Raw genomic sequence first — 21,905 nt, forward strand, 5'->3', positions numbered from 1 at the left:
TTAGCGACCGAACTTCCGGTAGACCGCGTAGCCGCCGAGCACGACCCCAAGGACCACGCCTATGGGGAAGAACGCGGACATGTCGAGCCACCGGTCCAGCAACCACCCGAGACCGCCATAGATTGCCATCCCGGCGAGCAGATAGCTGGGGACTGACCACATGGCATCGGAGAAGTCGCGACCGTCGTGTTCCGGCCGGCGTTCCTGTGCGCTCATCGCGGCCCCGACGATAGCAGGCGAGTGGAGGACTAGTCATATCGGACCCCATCCCTTTACCTGCCTCATGAGTCGCCCTTTCCGGGGACCGAGGCATCGGGGTCGACGTAGAGCATCTTGGTCTTCACGAACGCGCGGACCTCGAATCCGGTCCAGACGAGCGTGCACACGACCACGGACCACGCGAAGGCCTGGGTGTTCCAGGCGGTGGTCTCACGGAAGGCGGTGAGCACCGCCATGATGGCGATGACTTTGACGAGGTAGCTGACCATGGCCGCGATCGCCATCATCTGCGGGGAGACGCGGGCGGCATAGGAGACCGCTACCACGCTGACACTGAAGAAAACCCCGACGAGCAAGGTGCCGAGGGCCGCGCCGAGCGCTCCCTTGCCGCCCGCCAGGAGGAACGCCACGATGACCGCGACCACCCCGACCGCGAAGGTCGGAACAGCGGCGCTCTTGAGTACGCGCACGTCGTTGGCCTGCATCGGTGCTCCATCAGCATGTTGTCAAGCGAGCGTTTGCTACCTCCAGAACATGTGCGTCTGAAGGTCCCTGCTCGTGAAAGATATCACAAGCTCACGGAAGACCGCTTTTACCTGCCGTTTCTAGTTCCCGATCACGGACGGCTCGGAAATGCAGGAATGACCGGTTTGCCCTCGGCGCTCGCGCGTTCCTGCGAGGACGGGCCGCTCTGCGGCGGCATCTGCCGTCTGACCTCGGGCTCCGGGGGGATCGGCGGCATCGGGCCGGTGGGCGGGCCGTCGTCGTCGGGCTCCTTGCTGCGCGTAGCCGCGTGCGCGCCGCCCCTGCCCCGCCAGCGCGGCGCCGCCATCAGAACGAGCACCGCCAGCGCCAGCACGATGACCACGACGAACAGCAGCACCGGCACGCCCTCGCGGGACATCGCGACCAGGCCGAAGGCGAACAGGAACGCCCACGCGTACATGATCAGGACCGAACGGCGGTGCGAGTGGCCGATGTCCAGCAGCCGGTGGTGCAGGTGGCCGCGGTCGGGCGCGAACGGCGACATGCCGTGGGACGTGCGCCGGACCACGGCGGTGATCAGGTCGATCAGCGGCAGCACCAGCACCGCCGCCGGCAGCATCAGCGGCAGCAGCACCGGGACCTTGTTCATGTCCTCGATGGCGGCCGGGTCGAGCGGCGTCACCGTGACGATCGACGACGCGAGCACCAGCCCGATCAGCATCGCCCCGGTGTCGCCCATGAAGATCTTGGCGGGATGGAAGTTGTGCGGCAGGAAGCCCAGGCACGTGCCGATGAGGACGGCCGCGATGGCCGCCGTCGTGGTGATGTTCCCCACGCTCATGCTCTGGGCCAGCAGGATCGAGTACGCCCACGTGGCCATGGCGGCGATGCACACGATGCCGGCCGCGAGCCCGTCGAGCCCGTCGACGAAGTTCACGGCGTTGATGGTGACCACCACGATCATGATGGTGATGATCGTGCTCAGCGTGTAGTCGAGGCTGGTGGAGCCGCCCCAGTCCTTGGGCAGCGGGATGTAGAGCAGCCGCAGGTCGAAGTAGACCAGCACGCCCGCCGCCGCGATCTGCCCGCCGAGCTTGATGAAGGCGTCCATGCCCCACCAGTCGTCGAGGAAGCCGGTGAGCGTGATCAGGCCGCCCGCGACGATCAGCGCGGTGACCGCCTTGCCGTTGTACTCCGACAGCGCCTCGCCCGTGTGTTTCAGCTGGGTGGCGACCAGCAGGCCGACCACCAGGCCGCCGTACATGGCCAGGCCGCCGAGCCTCGGCGTCGGCGTGGTGTGCACGTCGCGCTCGCGAACCTCGGGCATGGCGCCGATGCGGATGGCGAAGCGCCGCACCAGCGGGACCAGCAGATACGTCACCGCTGCCGAGATGAGCGCCATGAACAGGTATTCGCGCACGGACCTAGTTTCCCGGATGCTCCGGCCAGCTGTGACCGGAAACCGACACAGACCAGCTTAATATTCGCTGAGATATGGCTGATGGATGGCGAGAAGCGCCGACACTCTTTCCCTGACCTCGGGCGCTGCGGCCGGTTCGCGCACGGCGAGCGACACCAGACTTCCCACCTCTTTCATCTCCCGCGGGCCCATGCCCTGCGTGGTCACGCACGGCGTGCCCACCCGCATCCCCGAGGTGACGGCCGGGGGCTCCGGATCGTACGGGATCACGTTGCGGTTGAGCGTGATCCCGGCGTCCGCGCAGCGCCGTTCGGCCTCGGCCCCCGACACGCCCAGCTCGCGCAGGTCGATCAGCGCCAGGTGGGTGTCCGTGCCGCCCGCGACCGGGCGCATGCCGTCCAAGGCCAGCGCGTCGGCGAGCGTACGGGCGTTGGCGACGACGCGGCCCGCGTACTCGGCGAACTCCGGCCGCAGCGCCTCCCCGAACGCCACCGCCTTGGCCGCCACCGCGTGCATCAACGGCCCGCCCTGCACGAACGGGAACACCGCCCGGTCGATCTTCGCGGCCAGCTCCTCCGTGCACAGGATCGCGCCGCCGCGCGGCCCGCGCAGCACCTTGTGGGTGGTCAGCGTCACGACGTCCGCGTACGGCACCGCCGACGGGATCACCCCGCCCGCCATCAGCCCGATCGGGTGCGCCACGTCGGCGAGCAGCCACGCGCCCACCTCGTCGGCGATGCCACGGAAGATCGAGAAGTCGATCAGCCTCGGGTACGCGGTCGCGCCGCACACGATCACCTTGGGCCGCCGCCGCAGCGCCAGGTCCCGCACCTCGTCGTAGTCGATGAGCTCGGTGTCGCGCCGCACGCCGTAGGAGGCGACGTCGAACCATCGTCCCGAGAAGTTCACCTTCGAGCCGTGCGTGAGGTGGCCGCCGTGCGGGAGCGCCATGGCCAGCATGGTGTCGCCGGGCTGGAGCAGCGCGGCGTAGGCGGCCAGGTTGGCGATGGCGCCGGAATGCGGCTGGACGTTGGCGTGCTCGGCCCCGAACAGCCTGCGCGCCCGCTCGACGGCCAGGCGTTCGGCCCGGTCGACGACCTCGCAGCCGCCGTAGTAGCGCCTGCCGGGGTAGCCCTCGGCGTACTTGTTGGTGAGGGTGGAACCCAGGGCCGCCATGACCGCCAGCGAGGTGAAGTTCTCACTGGCGATCAGCTGGAGGCCGGTGCGTTCCCGTGCGAGCTCGTCGAGCAGCACCTGCGCCAGCTCGGGATCCTGCCGCCGCAACCGCCCGAAGTCGGGACCGTAGTAGGGCTCACCACCCATCCCTTCACTGTACGACCGCATGCCCGATTTGCCCAGGTAGTCGGCTGCGGGCCGCCGTTGTCCGGGGCCGCCGTTGTCCGGGGCCGCCGTTGTCCGCCGGGAGAGTCGCCGCGTGGCGGAAGTCGCTCGCCGGTGCAGTCGCCCGCAGAGGGCGGCCTCCCGTGGGAGGCCGTTGCCTGCGGCTCAGGGGAAGGCGTGCGGGATCAGGGGAAGGCGTGCGGTGCGCCGGTCTGGCTGGGGATCCATCTCGGGGTGTCGTCGGCCTCGTCGCTGATCGCGATGAGCACGGAGTGGCGATAGACGGCCAGCTTGGACCGCCATTCCCGGATGTCCTGCACATAGCGCTCACCGACCGGGGCGTCCCAGGTCTGCGGGCTCTTGGCGAGTGCGTACGCCTTGTCGAGGGCCGTGCTGAGCTTCTCCAGCATGGGCATGACGGTGTTCCAGGCGGTGACGAGACGTTCGTAGTCGGGGTTGAACTCGTACGCCAGCGGCTGGTTGTCCAGCGGGCCCGCGGCGGTGACGGGGGGCATCTCGTCCCTTCCCCTGGGCCTGGGGGCGGGCGGGTCGACGTACATCACACGCTCCTTCCCGACGTCCCGGGGTCGATCTCACCCGATGGACCGTCCGGCCTGATGTCCTTGGGCACCCATTCGCCCTTGCCGTACTCACCGGGCGGGACCTCCACGGAGGGCATGTCGAGTGGCTGGACGTCGCGGGCGTCGCCGATCAGAGCCCTGAGCGCATCCTCACCGACCCCGGGCAGATCCACCGCCACAACCCCATCCCCATCACTGACCCACGTACCGCCACTACTGCCCACGTCCAACCCCTGCGCCCCGCCACCCGCACCGTGACCAGCCGCGCCATGCGCACCCACGCCGTAACCGTCCACGCCGCGAACACCCGCGCCCTGAGAGTCCGGGCCTTGAGCACCCGTGCCGCCGTCCCCCGCCGGGGCCGTCGCGCCAACCGCGTTCCCGCCACCTCCCCCTCCCACGGCCTCCGCTCCCCCAGCCGGTACGTCCCCTCCAGGAGGTACGACCTGCCCTCCCCCCGGCGCCGTAGGGGGAATCCGCACCCCAGCAGCCCCGTCACCACGCCCGGCCCCACCACCATCCGCACTGCCAGAGCCCCCACCAACGTCACGACCACCATTCGTGGCGCCGCCATCAGCCCGAGTCCCGCCGGAACGCCCGCCGTCGGCATTGCCGCCACCGGTGTCGCTGCCGGCATCACGGGTGCCGTTCGCGGTGCCCGCGTCGGTGCGGCTGCCGTTCGTGGCCTTGTCGTCGGCGCAGGCGCCGCCGTCAGCGCGGTTGGTGTCCGTAGTGCCGCCATCGGAACGGCCGGTGTCCGTGGAGCCACCGTCGGAACGGCCGGTGTCCGTGGAGCCGCCGTCGGGGCGGCCGGTGTCGCCGTGCGCGCCGCTGGTTTGGGTGCCGTTGGCGTTGCCCGCGTCCCCAGAGGGGCCGTAATGAGCGCTCGCGCCTCGTGCGGTGCCGTCGTGGGAGCTCGTATCCCCTGCGGTGCCGTAATGAGCGCCCGTGTCCCCTGGGGTGCCGTTGGGGACGCCTGCGTCCCCCGCGGTGCCGTTGTGGACGCCCGTGCCTGCCGCGGTGCCGTGATGGGTGCCTGTGTCTCCGGACGTGCCGAAGGTGGTGCCGGTGCGTCCTGCCGGGTCGTAGTGGTGGCTGGTGGCGGTTGTGGTGCCGGGGGCGAGGGAACCGGTTGGGCCGTCGGGCTGGATGTGCTTCTGGGCCCATTCACCGTGCCCGTATTCGCCTGCGGGGACCTGTACGCCCGGCATGTCCTGCGGCGGGATGTCCCTCGCGTGGTCCACGACCGTCTTCAGGACGTCTGGGTCGAGCTTGCCGGCGTTGGCCGAGACCACGTCGCTGCCGTCGTTCGCCCAGGTGCCGACGTTCGCGGCGCCATCGGCGTGCACCGTCGGCATGTCGGCGGGCTGCACGTTGTCGACGTTCTTGAGCAGGGACTCCAGTTGTTCGGCCGTGGGCGGGTCGATGGGGACCTGGAGGACCTTCACGCCGTCGACCACCACGATCTGGGGCTTGTGCGCGTCGTCCGGCTGGTCCTTGGCGGGGACGTCGGTCGCGCCCGTGTCGGCCTCCGCTCCCCGGTCGCGCCTGCTGTCCTGGTCGGCGGCCTTGGGGTCGTCGGTGGACGGGGTGTCGCCGGTCCGGCCGTCGGTCCCGGTGCCCTCTCCACGAGTGTCGGTCCCACGGGTGTCGGTTCCGCGGTTGTCGTTCCCGCTGGTCCCGGTGTCCTTGTCGGCGTCGTCGCACGCCTTCCCGTCACCGTCGGCCTTGGCGTCGTCGCCGGTCTTCGTGCCGTCGCCCGCTTTGTGACCGTCGCCGGTCTTGGCGTCATCGCCGGTCTTCGGAGTGTCGCCCGTTCTGTGGTCGTCGCCGGGCCTGGTGTCGTGGTCCCTCGGCGTGGGCGGTTCCGTGGGCTTCGGGTCGTGGTCCTTCGGGGCGGGCGGGTCGGCGGGCTTGGTGTCGGGGGTTTTCGCGGGTGGCTCGGTGGGCTTCGGGTCATGGTCCTTCGGGGCGGGCGGGTCGGCGGGCTTGGTGTCGGGGGTTTTCGCGGGTGGCTCGGTGGGCTTCGGGTCGTGGTCCTTCGGGGTGGAGGGGTCGGTGGGTTTCGGGTCGGGGTGTTTGGGGGTGGCGGGGGTCTGGTCGTCGGCGCGGGGGTTGTCGTACTTGTCGTTGCGGGTGCCCGGCAGTTCCTTGGGCTCGTCGTCCGTGCCGCCGCCGCCCGTCTTCGACGTGTCGCCCAGCTTCCCGTCGGCGCGTTTCTCCAGTACGGCCAGCCGCGCGTTGACATCCTTGACCATGTGATCGGCGGAGTCGGCCACCTGGACCGGACGATGGGTGCTCCGCGTGGACAGCCCGGCACGGCTCATCACCGCCCTGACCTGGTCCTCGGCCGTACGCAGCGCCGAGGACGCGTGCTTGACCTCGGTCAGCAGGTCACGGACCAGCTGCGGATCCATGCCGTCGAACTTGCCCATGGGCCACTCCCGGACGTGTCGCCGTTCCGGGACTCACCGTAATCGTGCCCGTGGCGCCACCGCAGCCGGGATAAAAAGACGGTATACGTCAGTCGTCGGTGGCGACGTAGCCGATGATGCCGCGCAGCTTCTCCACCGGGATCGCGCCGCGGCGCAGCAGGCGGGGCACCGCCGTGGTGAGGTCGAGGATGGTCGAGGGCGTGTTGTCGGTGGTCTTGCCGCCGTCGAGATAGACCGCGACCGAGTCGCCGAGCTGCTCCTGGGCCTCCTCCGCCGTCGTCGCCGCGGGGGCGCCGGAGCGGTTGGCGCTGGAGACGGCCATCGGGCCGGTCTCCTTGAGCAGGTCGAGCGCGACCGGGTGGAGCGGCATGCGGACCGCGACCGTGCCCTTGGTGTCACCCAGGTCCCAGGAAAGGGCCCTGTTGGCCCTGCAGACCAGCGTGAGCGGCCCGGGCCAGAAGGCGTCGATGAGATCCTGTCCGTAGGGCCCGAGGTCGTCCACGAGCGCTGTGGCGGCTCTGACGGTGCCCACGAGCACGGGCGGCGGCATGTCCCGGCCGCGCCCCTTGGCGTCGAGCAGCGCGGTGACGGCCGGCGGCATGAACGCGTCGGCGCCGATGCCGTAGACGGTGTCGGTCGGCAGCACGACCAGCTCGCCGCGGCGCACGGCGGTGGCGGCCTCGATCAGGCCCTCGGCGCGCTGGTCGAGGTCGGAGCAGTCAAAGCGTCTTCCCACGGCGTGCATCCTAGTCCTGGCCGAGTCTGGCCGTGACGAAGCGGTCCCTTCGGGTGAGGTCCTGGCGCAGGCGGACGTCGCGCCAGCCGTTGTCCTCGGGGAAGGTCAGGTAGACGGCCCTGCCCTGCTCGTCGGCGTGTTCGACGGCCACCCAGCCGCCGGGGCGCAACAGGCGGCGGGCGGTGCGTTCCACCGCGCGCACCTCGCCGAGCCCGTCGTCGCCGGAGCCGTACAGGGCCCTGGAGGGGTCGTATTCGCGGACCTCGGGGTCGCGCGGGATGGCGCCGGGCGGGATGTACGGCGGGTTGGAGATCACCAGGTCGACCTTGCCGTTGAGCTCGGGAAGAGCTTCGGCGAGGTCTTCCGGGTGCAGGTGCGTACGCCCCTGGCCCAGCTCGGAGATGTTGCGCTTGGCCCAGGTGTAGGCCGCCGGGTCGACCTCGACGGCGTGCACCTCGGCGAGCGCGACCTCCTGGGCGATCGACAGCGCGATGGCGCCCGAGCCGGTGCCGAGGTCGACGACGAGCGGCGCCGTCACGTCCATGGCGCGCAGGGTCTCGATCGCCCACCCGGCCATGACCTCGGTCTCCGGCCGCGGCACGAACACGCCGGGGCCGACCGCGAGTTCCAGGTAGCGGAAGTAGGCGTGGCCGGTGATGTGCTGCAGCGGCTCACGCGCCTCGCGCCGGGCGATGCCCTCCCAGAACAGCGCGTCGAAGTCGGAGTCCTTGACCGTGTGGAGCTCGCTCCGGCGCACGCCGTGGACGAACGCCGCGATCTCCTCCGCGTCGGTGCGCGGCGAAGGCACACCTGCCTCGGCCAGCCGGGCGGTGGCGAGAGCGATCTCGTCCAGCAGAAATGTCATGAGTGTTGTGCGAGCTTCTCCGCCATCTCGGCGTCGATGAGTGCCTGGGTGACGGCGTTGAGTTCGCCGTCGAGAACCTGGTCGAGGTTATACGCCTTGAAGCCTACGCGGTGGTCGGAAATCCGGTTCTCGGGAAAGTTGTACGTGCGGACGCGCTCGGAACGGTCGACGGTACGCACCTGAGACTTGCGCTCGGCCTGCGCCGCGGCGTCGGCCTGCTCCTGGGCCACGGCCAGCAGGCGGGCACGCAGGATGCGCATCGCCGACTCCTTGTTCTGGAGCTGGCTCTTCTCGTTCTGGCAGGAGACGACCACGCCCGTGGGCAGGTGGGTGATGCGTACGGCCGAGTCGGTCGTGTTGACGCTCTGGCCGCCGGGACCGCTGGAGCGGTAGACGTCGATGCGCAGGTCGTTGGCGTCGATCTGGACGTCGACCTCCTCCGCCTCCGGGTAGACCAGCACGCCCGCGGCGCTCGTGTGGATGCGGCCCTGGGACTCGGTGACGGGCACCCGCTGCACGCGGTGGACGCCGCCCTCGAACTTGAGCCTGGACCACACGCCCTCGTCGCCCTTGGCCTTGATGCCGACCGTGACGTCTTTGTAGCCGCCGAGGTCGGAGGGCTGGGTGTCGATGATCTCGGTCTTCCAGCCGAGGCGCTCGGCGTACCTGAGGTACATGCGCAGCAGGTCGCCGGCGAACAGCGCGGACTCCTCGCCGCCCTCGCCCGCCTTGATCTCCATGATGATGTCTTTGTCATCGTTGGGGTCGCGCGGGATGAGCAGGTGCTTGAGCTTCTCCTCAAGCTGCGGGATGCGCTCTTCGATCTCGGCCGCCTCGGCCGCGAACGCCTCGTCCTCGCCGGCCAGTTCCTTCGCCGCGCTCAGGTCATCGCGGGCCGAGCCGAGCTCGCGGTAGGTGCTGACGATCGGGGTGAGCTGGCTGTAGCGCCGGCCGAGGGTGCGGGCCTTGTTCTGGTCGGCGTGCACGGCGGGGTCGGCAAGCTGCAGCTCCAGCTCGGAATACTCCTTGAGCAACTCGTCGAGGTTCACCGTGGGTCCTTCAGTGGTTTGAATGCCGTTTCACCAACAACGCCGACCCGGCGCACGTGGTGCGGCCGGGTCGGCGTCGGTGAAGCTACTTGCCCGTGGCCTTCTTGCCGAAGCGCTTCTCGAAGCGAGCCACCCGGCCGCCGGTGTCGAGGATCTTCTGCTTGCCCGTGTAGAACGGGTGGCAGGCCGAGCACACGTCGGCGTGGATGACGCCGTTCTTCGCGGTGCTGCGGGTGGTGAACGTGTTACCGCAGGAGCAGGAGACCTGCGTCACGTGGTAATCGGGGTGGATGTCGGGCTTCATGGCTGTCCTTTCGGGCTGCGGCCGCCGGGTCGCCATCACGCATGGCGTGAACCGGAACCGCAAAATGGTCAGCTACCAGTGTGCCAGATCGTGCAACCTGCCCAGGCCATGGGGCATTCCCGCGATCTTCATGACGCGGCCGCACGCGTCACACTAGGCTCCCTCGCACAAACCATCACTTTTCCCACAAATGGGACTTAGCCAAAGGATCACCCAACTGATGAAGAGAAGGGTGCGGTTGCTCCTCGCGACCGCCACGGGGGCCGCCGTTCTCCTCGGAGGCGCCGGTCTCTCGGCCACCGGCGCGTCGGCCTCGGCGTACGCGCTGGCGGACGACTTCACGGGAGACGCGTCGGCGAGCGCGTACATCCCCCTGGAGAAGGACGTCGACGCCACCGTCACGCTCAAGCTCAAGAACCCCGACACCGTCACCGGCGTGACCGGGTCCATCGAGCCGCCCGGCAAGTCGGCCAAGACGGTGACGTTCGACTTCACGCCGAGCACGCCGAGCACCTCGACGGCCAGCCCGACGGCCACGCCGTCCCCGGCCGCCGACAAGACGATCACCGGCAAGTGGACGATCTCCAAGGACGACCCGGCGGGCGACTGGAAGCTCACCGTCAACGTCGCCCGTTCGGGCGGGAGCAGCCCCAGCACGTTCACCGTCAAGGTCTCCGGCAAGCAGGGCATCTCCGGCGCGAACGTCACCCCCGACCCCGTCCAGCTCGTCAAGGGCAAGGACACCAGGGTCACGGTCGAGGCGTCGGTGAAGGACGCGGGCACGGTCTCGGCCAAGCTCGTCAGCGACACCACCAGCGAGTACTACGACCTCGGCGAGCTGGCCAAGGAGTCGGACAGCTACTACCGGGGCGTCACGTACTTCACCGACGACACCACCGAGGGCGCCTGGACCCTTGAGGTGTACGCCACCCGCGGCGGCCAGACGCTCAAGGGCGAGGCGTCGTTCTCGGTCGTCGCCCCGACCGGCGGCGCGTCCAAGAAGACCAAGACCAGGGTGACCATCTCGGCCCCGAACAAGGTCAACAAGGGCCGCGCGTTCAAGGTGTACGGCAAGGTCTACCGCGGCACCAAGGCGTACAAGAACAAGATCGTCGAGGTGTACTTCAAGACCAAGGGCACCAAGACGTACAAGTTCATGGGTTACGCCAAGGCCACCTCGACCGGCAAGTACAGCAAGACCTTCAAGGGCAAGAAGGACGGCTACTTCCAGGTCAAGGTGCCCGGCACGAGCAAGACGCGCACCTCCCTGTCGCCGCAGGAGTTCGTGGACGTCAGGTAGCGGGTACGGCCCGCATCCCCAACCCCGGGTGCAGGCCGTATCAGCGACCCAGGTACGTCAGGACGGCGAGTACCCGCCGATGGTCCTCGGGCGCCGGCCCGAGGGCCAGCTTGGTGAAGATGCCGGACACGTGTTTCTCCACCGCCCCTTCGGTGACGACCAGCCTGGAGGCGATGGCGGTGTTCGAGCGGCCCTCCGCCATCAGGGCCAGGACCTCGCGCTCCCGGGGGGAGAGCAGGTCGAGCGGCGCGCCCCTGCGCCTGCGGCTGAGCAATTGCACGACGACCTCCGGGTCGATGACCGTGCCGCCCGCCGCCACCTCGCGCACCGCCTCCATGAACTCGGCCACGTCGGCCACCCGCTCCTTCAGCAGGTAGCCGACGCCCCTGCCGATCAGCTCGCCCGCGTAGCGCTCCTCGACGTACTGGGACAGGACCAGGATCGGGAAGTCCGGCCGGGCCTCGCGGACCCTCAGCGCCGCCTTCAGCCCCTCGTCGGTGTGGGTGGGCGGCATGCGGACGTCGACGATCGCCAGGTCGGGCTCGTGTTCGAGGACCGCGGCCACCAGCGCCGGCCCGTCGGAGACCGCGGCGACGGTCTCGAAGCCGCCGTCGGCGAGCAGCCGCGCCAGCCCCTCGCGTAACAGTACGGAATCCTCGGCGATGACCACGCGCATGTGCACATGACTACCATTCGCAGGGCAGCTCCGCGCGCACGATCGTGGGCCCTGCGACGGGGCTGTGCAGCACGAGCACGCCGTCGATGGTGGCCGCCCGGTCGGCCAGGCCCGACAGGCCGCCGTCCGGCGTGAGGACGGCGCCGCCGACGCCGTTGTCCCACACGTCCACGACCACGCCGCGGTGGTCCCTGAACACCGCCACCGACGCCTCCGTCGCGCCCGAGTGCTTGGCCAGGTTGGTCAGCGCCTCGGCGACGATGAAGTACGCGATGCTCTCCACCGCGGCGGGCGGCCGTTCGGTCAGCTCGACGGAGACGTCCACGTGCACCGGGGCCCGCGCGGCCAGCCCCGACAGCGCCGCGTCGAGCCCGCGGTCGGTGAGGATGGCCGGATGGATGCCGCGGGCGAGGTTGCGCAGCTCGGCGATGGCCGCCTTCGTGCCCGCGTGGGCCTGGCCGATCAGCGTCCTGGCCGCCTCCGGCTCGGTGTCGAACTTGGCCTGCGCCCGTCCGAGGTCCACCGCCACCGACAGCAGCCGCTGCTGCGCGCCGTCGTGCAGGTCGCGCTCGATCCTGCGGCGTTCGGCCTCGGCCGCGTCGATCCCCCTGGCCCTGCTGGCCCGCAACCGCTCCTCCTCGCTGCCGCCGAGCAGCACCGTGGCGAGCGTGCCGTGCAGCCAGGCCATCCCCCGTACGAGATAGGCCGTCACGACGAGCAGCAGCACCCCGAACGCGCCCGCCACCAGCGCGCCCGCCCAGCTGTCGATGACCAGGGCGCTGTGCACGTCCCCCAGGACGTACAGGACGCGTGCCAAGGGCGCGAGGAGCAGCATCACCGTGGCCGTCCACAGCGTGACCGACAACGCGGACTCCACCAGGCCCAGCGGGAGCAGCATGAGGAGGTAGCCGAGGTCCTGCCAGGTGGCCTTGTCGCCCAGCAGCCAGGTGAGGTGCGCCAGCAGCCCGCCCTCGGGCCTGCTCCGGTACGGGTCCGCGATCCGCACCCCGAACGCCGCCCCCATGAGCCGCCGCTCCAGCATCGCCCCGCCGCGCCACATCAGCACGGCCGCCATCGTCAGCGGCAGCCCCACCCAGACGACCACCAGCGGCACCGCGACCGTCGTCGCCAGAGCCACGACGATGAACCAGGCCAGCCCGACCCCTCCACTGACCAGCAGGTACGGAACCGCCCGCCAGGTCATGGGGTCCACCAGCACCCCCAACGGCCCCCTCGGCCCGAACCGCACCCTGTCCTTCAGCCTCACCGATCGCATGCCACCAGCCTGCCCGGCGGCGCGGGCGGGGTGAATGGAGCAGGCGTCCGGTCCCGGGTGGGGTTAACCCCACCCCCGCGGCCTCACGCGCACGCGAAAGGGGCGGCGGGGAGAACCTCCCCACCGCCCCTCAAGGCACGCGTCCGCTAGTCGCGGTCGTTGCTCACCGTGGTCTTCTGCACCTGCATGAGGAACTCGGCGTTGGACTTGGTCTCCTTCATCTTCTCCAGGAGAAGTTCCAGAGCCTGCTGCATGTCCAGAGCGTGCAGCACCCGCCGCAGCTTCCAGACGATCTGCAGCTCCTCCTTGCCCATGAGGATCTCTTCCTTACGCGTGCCGGACGCGTCGACGTCGACCGCGGGGAAGATGCGCTTGTCGGCCAGGGAGCGGTTGAGCTTGAGCTCCATGTTGCCGGTGCCCTTGAACTCCTCGAAGATGACCTCGTCCATCTTGGACCCGGTCTCGACCAGGGCCGTGGCGAGGATCGTCAGCGAGCCGCCGTTCTCGATGTTGCGGGCGGCGCCGAAGAAGCGCTTGGGCGGGTAGAGCGCCGTGGAGTCGACACCACCCGACAGGATGCGACCGGAGGCCGGGGCCGCCAGGTTGTAGGCGCGGCCGAGTCGCGTGATCGAGTCGAGCAGGACGACCACGTCGTGGCCCAGCTCCACCAGGCGCTTGGCGCGCTCGATGGCCAGCTCGGCGACCGTGGTGTGGTCTTCGGCCGGACGGTCGAAGGTCGAGTGGATGACCTCGCCCTTGACCGACCGCTGCATGTCGGTGACCTCTTCGGGACGCTCGTCCACGAGCACGACCATCAGGTGGCACTCGGGGTTGTTGTGGGTGATCGCGTTGGCGATCGCCTGCAGCACCATCGTCTTGCCGGCCTTCGGCGGCGAGACGATCAGACCGCGCTGGCCCTTGCCGATCGGCGAGACGAGGTCGATGATCCGCGTGGTGAGGATGTTCGGCTCGGTCTCCAGGCGCAGGCGCTCCTGCGGGTAGAGCGGCGTCAGCTTGTTGAAGTCGGGCCGGTTGCGGGCCTGCTCCGGGTCCATGCCGTTGACGGTGTCGAGGCGGACCAGGGCGTTGAACTTCTCGCGGCGCTCGCCGTCGCGCGGCTGGCGCACCGCGCCGGTGATGACGTCGCCCTTGCGCAGGCCGTTGCGGCGGATCTGGGCCAGCGAGACGTAGACGTCGTTGCTGCCCGGCAGGTAGCCGCTGGTCCTGACGAACGCGTAGTTGTCGAGGATGTCGAGGATGCCGGCGATCGGGATGAGCACGTCGTCGTCGCCGATGACGGGCTCGGTGCTGTCGAAGCGGTCACGGCCACGGCCGCGGTTGCGCTCCCTGAAACGGCCCCTGCGGCCACGGCCGCGGTCGTCGTCGTCGCCCCCGCCGCGCTGCTCGCCACGCAGGTCGCCGCGCTGCTCGCCACGCAGGTCACCGCGCTGGTCGCCACGCAGGTCACCGCGCTGGTCACCGCGCTGGTCACCGCGCTGGTCGCTCCTGCCGCCGGCGTCCGTGGCGCGCTGGTCGCCGCGGCTGCTCTCGGCACGGCCGCCCTCACCGCGGTCGGCACGGTCGCCACGCTCACCGCGGTCGCTGCGCTCACCGCGCTCGGCACGGTCACCGCGGTCGGCACGGTCACCGCGGTCACCGCGCTCGCCACGCTCACCGCGCTCGCGGCGCTCGCCGCGGCTGCGCCGCTCGCGACGGCTCTCACGCTCGCCCCGCGTGTCGGCCTGACCGGCGTCCACGACCTGGGCCTGCTGCTCGACGACCGGCTCGGCCGGTGCGGCCACGGGCTCGGGGGCCGCGGCCACCGGCTCGACGGCCTGCGGTGCGGCCTCGTCGGCCGGCTTGGTGCGGGAACGTTCCCTACGCGTACGGGTGGGCCGCTCGGCCACGGGAGGCGCGGCCTCCGTCATGACGGGCGCCGCCTCAACCGCGGGTGCCGCCGGAGCGCCGTCTCCGGAGACGCCACCCTGCTTCTCCTGGATGGCCGCGATGAGCTGGCTCTTCCGCATGCGCCCGGTGCCGCTGATGCCCAGCTCAGCGGCCATCTTCTGCAGCTCGGGCAGCACCTTGGCGGACAGGCCGGTGCCGGAGCGACGCGCACGAGGCTTGGCCGCGGCGCGGGTGGGGGTGTCGCCGGACGCGGGCTGAGCGCCTGGTGCGTCGGAGAGGAGTTCGGTGGTGTCGCTCAACTAAAAGGTCCTTCCCAGGGGTCGGGCGCCGGTTTTGTTCTGCCGGGCGTCCCGGAGGTGCTTGCGACCCGGCGGGACAGACCGGGTCGGGGTGCACGTTGCGATCTTCGGCTGTCGCGGACGGCCGCCACTCTTGGGGAGGGGTTCGTCCAGGCCGCCACAGGACCGTGGCGCGTGGCTGACACCCCCCAGATTGCTGTCGCCAACCAGATGTCGATGTGCGTCGAACGCGCAGGTCCCCGTCGTCGCCGCCTCACGTTGGGCCAACCGGGTGTGGGCCAACCGGAGGCAACGGATTCCGGGGAGACAGCCGCGCTGCCCACGCCTCGCGACGTGAAGCATGATGCAGCGATGTATGGCTGACAAGCACGCACCCACCAAGGGGGCATCTGGTGCGGCTATCAGCCTAACATCACCAGCGCACACGGCTATTCCCTGAAGGTCTAAAGAGGCATCAGCGTGTCTCGGGGAACTGAACGTTCGCACCAACCGGGTCGACGTTCATTTGCTGGATGTGCCAGTCATTACCCACTTCTGGCGCGATCAAATCCTGCGTATCCGGTGACGAAAACGCAAGAACCGTGGGACCCGCCCCCGAAACGACCGCGGGCACGCCGACTGCACGCAGACGTTCTACCAGACGTGCGCTCTCCGGCATGGCAGGCGCGCGGTAGGGCTGGTGGAGACGGTCTTCGGTGGCGGCGAGCAGCAGCTCTGGTTCCGGCCGCGAGGTCAGCGCGGCGATCAGCAACGCGGCCCTGCCGGCGTTGAAGGAGGCGTCCTTGTGGGGCACGTCCTTCGGCAAGAGCCCCCGAGCGGTCTCCGTGGCCAGCCGCGTCGAAGGAACGACGGCGACCGGGCGGACCCTCTCGTCGGGGGCCAGCTTCACCATACGCGGTGCTCCGGCGTGGTCGGTCCAGGCCACCGTCAGGCCCCCGGCCAGGCACGGAGCGACGTTGTCGGGGTGGCCCTCCATCTCGGTGGCCAGCGCGAAGACCTCGTCGTCGGACAGGACGGCGTCGCTCAGCGCGCGGGCGGCCAGGATGCCGGCGCAGACGGCGGCGGAGGACGAGCCGAGGCCGCGGGCGTGCGGGATGCGGTTGACGCAGCGCAGGCTGACGCCCTGCGGCTGCGGCGCTCCCATGCGGGCGTACGCCTCGCGCATCGCCCTGATGACGAGGTGTCCCTCGCCGAGGTCCACCTCGCCCGCGCCTTCGCCCTCCACGCTCACGCGCACGCCCGGCTCGGCGGTGAGCGTGGCCTCCACGTCGTCGTAGAGGGTGAGCGCGAGGCCGAGCGCGTCGAAGCCGGGCCCCAGGTTGGCCGACGTGGCCGGCACGCGGATTCGCACCGTCGTCATTGGTTCACGATTCCCTCGTCGTTCGCTCACTGCCCGTGCCCGCCTCAGGCGAGGTTGAGCGCCGCGGCGGCGGCGTGCACGTCGATCGGGACGACCACCGGGGCGGGCGCGCCCGAGATGGCCCAGTCGGGGTCCTTCAGGCCGTTGCCGGTGACGGTGCAGACGATGCGCTGCCCGGCCGCCACGAGCCCCTGGGAGTGGGCCTGGAGCAGCCCCGCGACGCTCGCCGCCGAGGCCAGCTCCACGAACACGCCCTCCTCCTGGGCCAGCAGCTTGTACGCCGCCGCGATCTGCCGGTCGGTCACCGCCTGGATGACGCCGCCGGACTCGTCGCGCGCCGCCGTGGCCAGGCCCCAGGACGCCGGGTTGCCGATGCGGATGGCGGTGGCGATCGTGTGGGGATGGGTCACCGGCGCGCCCTCGACGATCGGCGCGGCGCCGCTGGCCTGGAAGCCGAACATGCGCGGACGCTTCGTCGAGACCCCGTCGGCGGCGTACTCCTGGTAGCCCATCCAGTAGGCCGAGATGTTGCCCGCGTTGCCCACCGGGATGCAGTGGATGTCGGGCGCGTCGCCGAGCGTGTCGACGATCTCGAACGCCGCCGTCTTCTGGCCCTGCAGCCGGAACGGGTTGACCGAGTTGACCAGCGCGATCGGGTAGCTGGACGACAGCTTGCGGGTCATCTCCAGGCAGTCGTCGAACGACCCCTCGACCTGCAGCAGCGTGGCCCCGTGGACGAGCGCCTGCGCCAGCTTGCCCATCGCGATCTTGCCCTTCGGCACCAGCACGGCGCAGGTCAGCCCCGCGCGTACGGCGTAGGCCGCCGCGGAGGCCGAGGTGTTGCCGGTGGAGGCGCAGATGACCGCCTTGGCGCCCTCTTCGACCGCCTTGCTGATGGCCATGGTCATGCCGCGGTCCTTGAAGCTGCCCGTCGGGTTGGCCCCTTCGACCTTCAGATAGACCTCGCACCCCGTCAGCGCCGACACGCGGTGCGCCGGTACGAGCGGGGTGCCGCCTTCGAGGAGCGTGATGACGGGCGTCTTCGTGGTGACCGGAAGACGCTCTCGGTACTCCTCGATGAGGCCACGCCACGACCTGCCCATGATGACTCCCTACCTGCGGTGTTGGGCACCGAGTGTACGGGGTGCGCGGCGATGGGGCCGAGCCGAGTCCATTGGATGGACAGGTCGTTGGACAGCGGCACTATTCAGGAAATTCTCAGCATCTCCCGATAAGGTCTCGACAGGGGGTCACCATGAACGCGCGTCCTGCTTTGAGGCAGAACGACTATTCACCAGTAGTGCCGCCGGAGCTCGGGGCCTGGTCGCCGGGGCTGTCCGTGAGCGTGGTGATACCGGCGCACGGCGGGCGGGAAAAACTGGATCTGACGCTGGCCGCGCTGGCCGCGCAGACGTACCCGGACCATCTGATGGAGGTCCTGGTCGTGGACGACGGCAGCGCGCCGCCCGTCCGGCTGCCGGAGATCCGGCCGGTCAACACCAGGATCGTCCCGGTACGCGACGGCTGGGGCATCTCGAACGCGGTCAACACCGGCGCGAAGGCCGCCGACGGCGAGATCATCCAGCGGCTCGACGCCGACATGGTCGCCTGCCGCGAGCACATCGAGGCCCTGGCCCGCTGGCACCACGTGACCGACTACCTGGTCACGATCGGGATGAAGAAGTTCGTCGAGGCGCCGCCGGTCACCCCGCGGCAGGTCTTCGGCGCCGGACGCCTGGACGAGGTGTTCGACCTGGCCGGGGCCGTGTCGAGCTCGACCGAGGCGACGATCGAGAAGACCGACGGGCTGCGCAGGAGCCGCAACCCGTACCACGTGTGCACCGGGCCGACCTTCGCCCTCCACCGCGAGGTCTTCGACGCCGTGGGCGGGCTCGACCCGACCGTGGTGCGCGGCGAGGACACCGAGTTCTCCTACCGGCTGGCCATGCACGGCGTGGTGTTCGTGCCGGACCCGGCCGCCCAGGCCGTGCATCTGGGGCTGCCGGCGCAGCACCGCGACCGGGAGCGGGCCGTACGGGCGGTGGAGCCGTACCTGGCGCACCGGATCCCGCTCCGCCGGGACCTGCGCAAGGACCGCGGGCGGCGATGGCTGGTGCCGTACGTGGAGATCGTGCTGGACGTCACCGACACCTCCGAGTCGGTGGTGCGGCGGGCGGTGGCGGCGGCCCTGGACGGCAAGCTCCAGGACGTCGTGCTGACGCTGGTCGGGCCGTGGTCGAGGCTCGACGACGGCCGGCGCGCGGTGTTGTCGGACCCGTGCTTCGAGCTGCGGCTCATGCGTGACCTGTTCGCGCACGACGAACGCGTCCGGCTCATCGACGAGGCCGCGCCGACGCCCGCGCCCACGCCGTTCCGCTACCGGGGGCCGGTGGACGTGCCGCTGCACCGGGCGACGCTGGAGCGCATGGTCGAGTCGGTGCAGAAGGACCTGGCGGGGGTGCTCGTCGTGGACCTGCCCGACGGGCGCACGGCCCGGCTCGAACGCGCCTCGGCGCTGGGCCGGGCGCTGCTGCTGGCCGGTCCCGGCACCGACCTCGACGACGTCATCGACACCACCCACGGGGTACGTCACGAGCCGCCGGACCGCTACTGGCCCGCGCCGCCGCAGCCGGAGCCGGTCACCATCCCCGCGACGGTGGCGGTCCCGGCCGAGTCCGCCGAGAACACCTTGTTCAGGCGGCTGAAGTCGGCCCTGCGCCCGAACTGACCGCCACCGGGGGCCCCTCAGGCGGCTCGGGCGGGTCAGCCGCGCAGGCGGCGGCCGAGTGCCCGTTTCATCGTGGCGGACAGCAATGTGCGCAGGCTCTGCTGGGCGCGGTTGGCGGCGGCGAGCTGGCGGCGCAGGGTGCTCACGTCCCGGCGCAGCTCGACGGCCGTCCTGCGCCATCGCGTGGCCTCGTCCTTCCACTTGCTCACCTGGGCGCGCAGGCGGTCGGCCTCCTTGGCCAGCCGTTCGGCCTCGGCCTGGGCCTCCACCCGCGCCCGGTACGCCCCGCGCCGCCCGAGCAGCGGCGCCGCCTCCGTGGTGAACCCGTAGGTCTCGCCCTCGACCCAGGACACGCCGGACACGGCGTCCACCACGTCGTCGAGGTCGTCCGGGTCGCCGTCGGCCACCATGCGGGCCCTGGCGAAGGCGGACCGGCGTTCCAGGCGGGCCGCGACGACGCCCTGCGACGACTCCCGCAGCAGCACGGCGACCAGGCCGAGGCCCTCGTCGCGGGCCAGGTCGAGCAGGCGGGCGAGGGTGTCCTCGCCGGGGATCCAGCCGGGCGGCAGGCGCAGCACGAACGGCGTGGCCGGATCGACCTCCTCGGCCGAGGCCAGGCGCACCCGGCCTTCGTGCTGGTAGTGGCCGTGGACCAGCACCAGGTCGAGGTCGGGGTCCTTGAGCGGGGCGCGGCGTTCGCGGTCGAGCTCGTCCCAGGGGCCGAGCAGGAGCACCGACAGGTCGGGGACGGTGCCCGCGAGCAGCGCGTCCACCGTCGCGCGCACGCTGTCGTAGCCGGCCGTGCCGTCCACGACGACGGTGACGTACGGGATCTTCCACTGCCGGGACGGATGGGAGCGCAACCACCGGTACGCCGGGATGCGGTCGGCCACGAACGCGTGGCTCACCCGGTCGATGGACTCCTTGTCGCGCATGCGCATGGTCGGGCCGAGATGGTAGGCACGGGCGCGCGGCTCGGGCACGAACACCGCGCCCGCCTGGCCCAGCCGGTAGCCCATCTCGGTGTCCTGGCCGAGGATCAGCTCGTCGTCCATGGGCCCGGCGGCCTCGATCAGGCGGGCGCCCACGGAGGTCGCGCCGCCGACGTGCAGGCTGAAGGGGCGCTGGGGGTTGGCGGTGAGGCCGTCGGTGCGTTCGACGAGGTCGACGATCCAGGCGTGCGGCTCGGCGGGCTCGAAGTGTTCTTCCAGGTCGGCGGGCAGCTCGGTGGGAACCCGCGCCTCGGTGAACCTGATGTAGCCGGTCACCACCAGGTACGGGGCCGCGTGGTGCCAGCGCATGTGGGCCTCGATCGCGCCCGGCGTGAGGACGACGTCGGAGTCGAGCCAGTGGATCACGTCGCCGGTGGCCTCGGCCAGGCCGGCGTTGCGGGCGTTCGCGCGGCCGGGCTGGGGGCAGGCGATCAGGCGGGCGCCCTCGGGGCGGGTGGCGGGCAGCCGCAGGGGCGGGCTGCTGCCGTTGTCCACGACGATGACCTCGGTGAGCGCGGCCGGGTAGGTCTGGCGGGCGAGGGCGGCCAGCACCAGGTCCAGCTTGTCCTGGCCGCCGTAGGCCGGGATGATCACGCTGACCGTGAGGGACGGGGTGAAGTCCTCGCCCGGACGCAGCACGCGATAGTCGTTGCCGCGCACCGGCGGGTTCTGGCGGAGGTTCATACGGGGTCCATCAGCAGGCTCGGCCGGAAGCCGTGCCATTGGTTCGTGGCGATCCTGACGAAATGGGCCAGGGGGAGCTGCCAGGTGTGCTCATCGGTGAGCGCTCTGCGCAGGACGTAGCCGAGGCCGTGCGTGCGATAGGTGCGCGCGCCGATCTTTTGCGCCGCTTTCAGGAACTCCAGATCGACTGCCCGCGGTAGCGCAGGGAATCCCCCAATTTCCCGAAATTTCGCTCTTTGGAGCAAAATGGTGCCTCCGGCCACGTGATCCGCCCAAACCTCGCTAGGGTACGCCGCCCCGCTCGCGAACGTCGTCCGCCGGACCGTGGCGCGCAACGGCTCCAGGTAGAAGAACTCGGCCGTCGTGCCCACCACGTCGGCCCCCGCGTACGAGCGGGCCATGAGCAGATCGGCCAGGTGGTCGGGGCCGTACCAGTCGTCGTCGTCCCATTTGGCGAGGTGGTCGCCCGAGGCCAGGGCGGCGGTCCGGTTCAGCACCTCGCCGAAGGGCACCGTCCGCGCCGCCTCGACCCATTTCACGGGCAGCGAGCACGCCTCGACGGCCGCGCGTACCTGCTCGAAGGCCACCCCGTGCAGCCCGAGCAGGACCTCGGCCTCGACGCCCCGCTGCCGCTCCATCTGCGCCAGCGCCGCGCCGACCAGGCCCGGCCGCTTGGTCGACATGACGATGCTGACCGTCGCGCGGGCCGGCCGGTGGGCCAGGCGGCGCAGGCGTACGCTGTGCTCCTCCCGCCGCAGGTCGGCCAGGCAGCGCGCGGTGCCGTCGGCGGGCTCGGCGAGCCAGTCGCGGTCGGTGAGCAGCGCGGCCAGGTCGCCCGGCACCCACGCGGGGGCGTCCCGGGCGGTCAGCGGGATCCCGGCCCCGGCCAGGTCCGTCAGGCCGTCGAGCGGCACCGGCGCGGCGGGCCAGTCGATCTCCAGCCCGCGCCGGGAGTGCAGCTCGGGAAGGTCGGGCGGCCCGCCGTCGACCTGCCATCCGCCCGCCCAGCGCAACCGGGCGAACCCCTTGCCCGGCGTACGCGTGAAGCCGCAGGGGGTGACGGACATGGGACGGCGCTCCTCCGGACGGGACTGGATCGGCGCCTACCTTACGCCCGTTTTTACACGTCAGTAGACAGACAGGCAGCTTTCGCATGGCGGGCGGCACGAGCCGTGGGACAGCGGGTTCCCAGTTTTCCTCCAGGAACTTATGGCACGGTAGTGGCCAGGATTTATTAGGGTGTAAT

19 protein-coding genes are annotated in these 21,905 nt (G+C 70.7%); 2 read left to right on the plus strand and 17 right to left on the minus strand.

Annotation, left to right across the window (positions count from 1 at the left end; genetic code table 11):
* The 10 genes from ACIHAD_RS00945 to rpmE form a co-directional block, all read right to left on the minus strand.
* A complete protein-coding gene (locus ACIHAD_RS00945; RefSeq protein WP_357695095.1) occupies window positions 1-216 on the minus strand; it encodes an AtpZ/AtpI family protein in 216 nt (71 codons plus the stop codon).
* A 65-nt stretch (window positions 217-281) separates the two neighbouring features.
* The gene (locus ACIHAD_RS00950; RefSeq protein WP_397352241.1) at window positions 282-704 is read right to left on the minus strand and encodes a hypothetical protein; all 423 of its coding nucleotides are present in this window, start codon (window positions 702-704) and stop codon (window positions 282-284) included.
* Between the two features lie 131 nt (window positions 705-835).
* Window positions 836-2,125, minus strand: coding sequence for a glycosyltransferase family 4 protein (locus tag ACIHAD_RS00955; protein ID WP_397352243.1), 1,290 nt, complete (start codon window positions 2,123-2,125; stop codon window positions 836-838).
* Window positions 2,126-2,182: 57 nt separating this feature from the next.
* Window positions 2,183-3,448: a serine hydroxymethyltransferase gene (gene glyA, locus ACIHAD_RS00960; RefSeq protein ID WP_397352244.1), complete on the minus strand. Its 1,266-nt coding sequence runs from the start codon at window positions 3,446-3,448 to the stop codon at window positions 2,183-2,185.
* A 203-nt stretch (window positions 3,449-3,651) separates the two neighbouring features.
* A complete protein-coding gene (locus ACIHAD_RS00965; RefSeq protein WP_397352245.1) occupies window positions 3,652-4,026 on the minus strand; it encodes a hypothetical protein in 375 nt (124 codons plus the stop codon).
* Window positions 4,026-6,482 carry a hypothetical protein gene (locus ACIHAD_RS00970; RefSeq protein ID WP_397352246.1) on the minus strand — a complete coding sequence of 819 codons (2,457 nt, stop codon included), beginning with the start codon at window positions 6,480-6,482 and terminating at the stop codon, window positions 4,026-4,028. The genes ACIHAD_RS00965 and ACIHAD_RS00970 overlap by 1 nt, the downstream gene beginning before the upstream one ends.
* An 88-nt stretch (window positions 6,483-6,570) precedes the next feature.
* Window positions 6,571-7,218: an L-threonylcarbamoyladenylate synthase gene (locus tag ACIHAD_RS00975; protein ID WP_364089049.1), complete on the minus strand. Its 648-nt coding sequence runs from the start codon at window positions 7,216-7,218 to the stop codon at window positions 6,571-6,573.
* A gap of 10 nt (window positions 7,219-7,228) precedes the next feature.
* The gene (gene prmC / locus ACIHAD_RS00980; protein ID WP_397352248.1) at window positions 7,229-8,083 is read right to left on the minus strand and encodes a peptide chain release factor N(5)-glutamine methyltransferase; all 855 of its coding nucleotides are present in this window, start codon (window positions 8,081-8,083) and stop codon (window positions 7,229-7,231) included.
* A complete protein-coding gene (gene prfA / locus ACIHAD_RS00985) occupies window positions 8,080-9,132 on the minus strand; it encodes a peptide chain release factor 1 (RefSeq protein WP_397352249.1) in 1,053 nt (350 codons plus the stop codon). Before prfA ends, prmC begins: the two co-directional genes overlap by 4 nt.
* Window positions 9,133-9,217: 85 nt before the next feature.
* Window positions 9,218-9,436, minus strand: coding sequence for a 50S ribosomal protein L31 (gene rpmE, locus ACIHAD_RS00990; protein ID WP_352320396.1), 219 nt, complete (start codon window positions 9,434-9,436; stop codon window positions 9,218-9,220).
* 220 nt (window positions 9,437-9,656) lie between these two features.
* On the opposite strand from rpmE, the gene ACIHAD_RS00995 reads away from it, so the two are divergent.
* Complete coding sequence (locus ACIHAD_RS00995; RefSeq protein WP_397352250.1) at window positions 9,657-10,736, plus strand: hypothetical protein; 1,080 nt, start codon at window positions 9,657-9,659, stop codon at window positions 10,734-10,736.
* Window positions 10,737-10,776: 40 nt separating this feature from the next.
* Here ACIHAD_RS00995 and ACIHAD_RS01000 read toward each other — a convergent pair whose 3' ends face one another.
* The 5 genes from ACIHAD_RS01000 to thrC all read right to left on the minus strand — a co-directional run bounded on the left by ACIHAD_RS01000 (window position 10,777) and on the right by thrC (window position 17,358).
* Entirely contained in the window at window positions 10,777-11,412 is a 636-nt protein-coding gene (locus tag ACIHAD_RS01000; protein ID WP_397352251.1) for a response regulator, read from the minus strand.
* A gap of 10 nt (window positions 11,413-11,422) precedes the next feature.
* On the minus strand, window positions 11,423-12,688 hold the full coding sequence (locus ACIHAD_RS01005; protein WP_397352252.1) for a sensor histidine kinase: 1,266 nt from the start codon (window positions 12,686-12,688) through the stop codon (window positions 11,423-11,425).
* A gap of 146 nt (window positions 12,689-12,834) precedes the next feature.
* Complete coding sequence (gene rho, locus ACIHAD_RS01010; protein ID WP_397352253.1) at window positions 12,835-14,895, minus strand: transcription termination factor Rho; 2,061 nt, start codon at window positions 14,893-14,895, stop codon at window positions 12,835-12,837.
* 454 nt (window positions 14,896-15,349) lie between these two features.
* Window positions 15,350-16,255: a homoserine kinase gene (thrB, locus tag ACIHAD_RS01015; RefSeq protein ID WP_397352254.1), complete on the minus strand. Its 906-nt coding sequence runs from the start codon at window positions 16,253-16,255 to the stop codon at window positions 15,350-15,352.
* Between the two features lie 44 nt (window positions 16,256-16,299).
* The gene (gene thrC, locus ACIHAD_RS01020; RefSeq protein WP_397352255.1) at window positions 16,300-17,358 is read right to left on the minus strand and encodes a threonine synthase; all 1,059 of its coding nucleotides are present in this window, start codon (window positions 17,356-17,358) and stop codon (window positions 16,300-16,302) included.
* Between the two features lie 197 nt (window positions 17,359-17,555).
* Here thrC and ACIHAD_RS01025 point away from each other — a divergent pair, with 197 nt between their 5' ends.
* Window positions 17,556-18,983, plus strand: a complete 1,428-nt coding sequence (locus ACIHAD_RS01025; RefSeq protein ID WP_397352256.1) for a glycosyltransferase — start codon at window positions 17,556-17,558, stop codon at window positions 18,981-18,983.
* 35 nt (window positions 18,984-19,018) lie between these two features.
* Here ACIHAD_RS01025 and ACIHAD_RS01030 read toward each other — a convergent pair whose 3' ends face one another.
* Both ACIHAD_RS01030 and ACIHAD_RS01035 read right to left on the minus strand, forming a co-directional pair.
* On the minus strand, window positions 19,019-20,659 hold the full coding sequence (locus tag ACIHAD_RS01030; RefSeq protein WP_397352257.1) for a glycosyltransferase: 1,641 nt from the start codon (window positions 20,657-20,659) through the stop codon (window positions 19,019-19,021).
* A complete protein-coding gene (locus tag ACIHAD_RS01035) occupies window positions 20,656-21,726 on the minus strand; it encodes a family 2 glycosyl transferase (protein WP_397352258.1) in 1,071 nt (356 codons plus the stop codon). Before ACIHAD_RS01035 ends, ACIHAD_RS01030 begins: the two co-directional genes overlap by 4 nt.
* Window positions 21,727-21,905: the final 179 nt, after the last annotated feature.

The organism is Nonomuraea sp. NPDC052265 (genome assembly GCF_044547985.1).
Lineage (GTDB): Bacteria > Actinomycetota > Actinomycetes > Streptosporangiales > Streptosporangiaceae > Nonomuraea.

Excerpts from the sequence above, each read along its gene's own strand:
- thrC (WP_397352255.1), bottom strand. The coding sequence starts at position 17,358 with ATGGGCAGGTCGTGGCGTGGCCTCATCGAGGAGTACCGAGAGCGTCTT.
- ACIHAD_RS00995 (WP_397352250.1), top strand. The coding sequence starts at position 9,657 with ATGAAGAGAAGGGTGCGGTTGCTCCTCGCGACCGCCACGGGGGCCGCC.
- ACIHAD_RS01030 (WP_397352257.1), bottom strand. The coding sequence starts at position 20,659 with ATGAACCTCCGCCAGAACCCGCCGGTGCGCGGCAACGACTATCGCGTG.
- ACIHAD_RS01000 (WP_397352251.1), bottom strand. The coding sequence starts at position 11,412 with ATGCGCGTGGTCATCGCCGAGGATTCCGTACTGTTACGCGAGGGGCTG.
- ACIHAD_RS01005 (WP_397352252.1), bottom strand. The coding sequence starts at position 12,688 with ATGCGATCGGTGAGGCTGAAGGACAGGGTGCGGTTCGGGCCGAGGGGG.
- thrB (WP_397352254.1), bottom strand. The coding sequence starts at position 16,255 with ATGACGACGGTGCGAATCCGCGTGCCGGCCACGTCGGCCAACCTGGGG.
- ACIHAD_RS00970 (WP_397352246.1), bottom strand. The coding sequence starts at position 6,482 with ATGGGCAAGTTCGACGGCATGGATCCGCAGCTGGTCCGTGACCTGCTG.
- rpmE (WP_352320396.1), bottom strand. The coding sequence starts at position 9,436 with ATGAAGCCCGACATCCACCCCGATTACCACGTGACGCAGGTCTCCTGC.
- glyA (WP_397352244.1), bottom strand. The coding sequence starts at position 3,448 with ATGGGTGGTGAGCCCTACTACGGTCCCGACTTCGGGCGGTTGCGGCGG.
- ACIHAD_RS00950 (WP_397352241.1), bottom strand. The coding sequence starts at position 704 with ATGCAGGCCAACGACGTGCGCGTACTCAAGAGCGCCGCTGTTCCGACC.
- ACIHAD_RS00965 (WP_397352245.1), bottom strand. The coding sequence starts at position 4,026 with ATGTACGTCGACCCGCCCGCCCCCAGGCCCAGGGGAAGGGACGAGATG.
- ACIHAD_RS00945 (WP_357695095.1), bottom strand. The coding sequence starts at position 216 with ATGAGCGCACAGGAACGCCGGCCGGAACACGACGGTCGCGACTTCTCC.
- ACIHAD_RS01035 (WP_397352258.1), bottom strand. The coding sequence starts at position 21,726 with ATGTCCGTCACCCCCTGCGGCTTCACGCGTACGCCGGGCAAGGGGTTC.
- prmC (WP_397352248.1), bottom strand. The coding sequence starts at position 8,083 with ATGACATTTCTGCTGGACGAGATCGCTCTCGCCACCGCCCGGCTGGCC.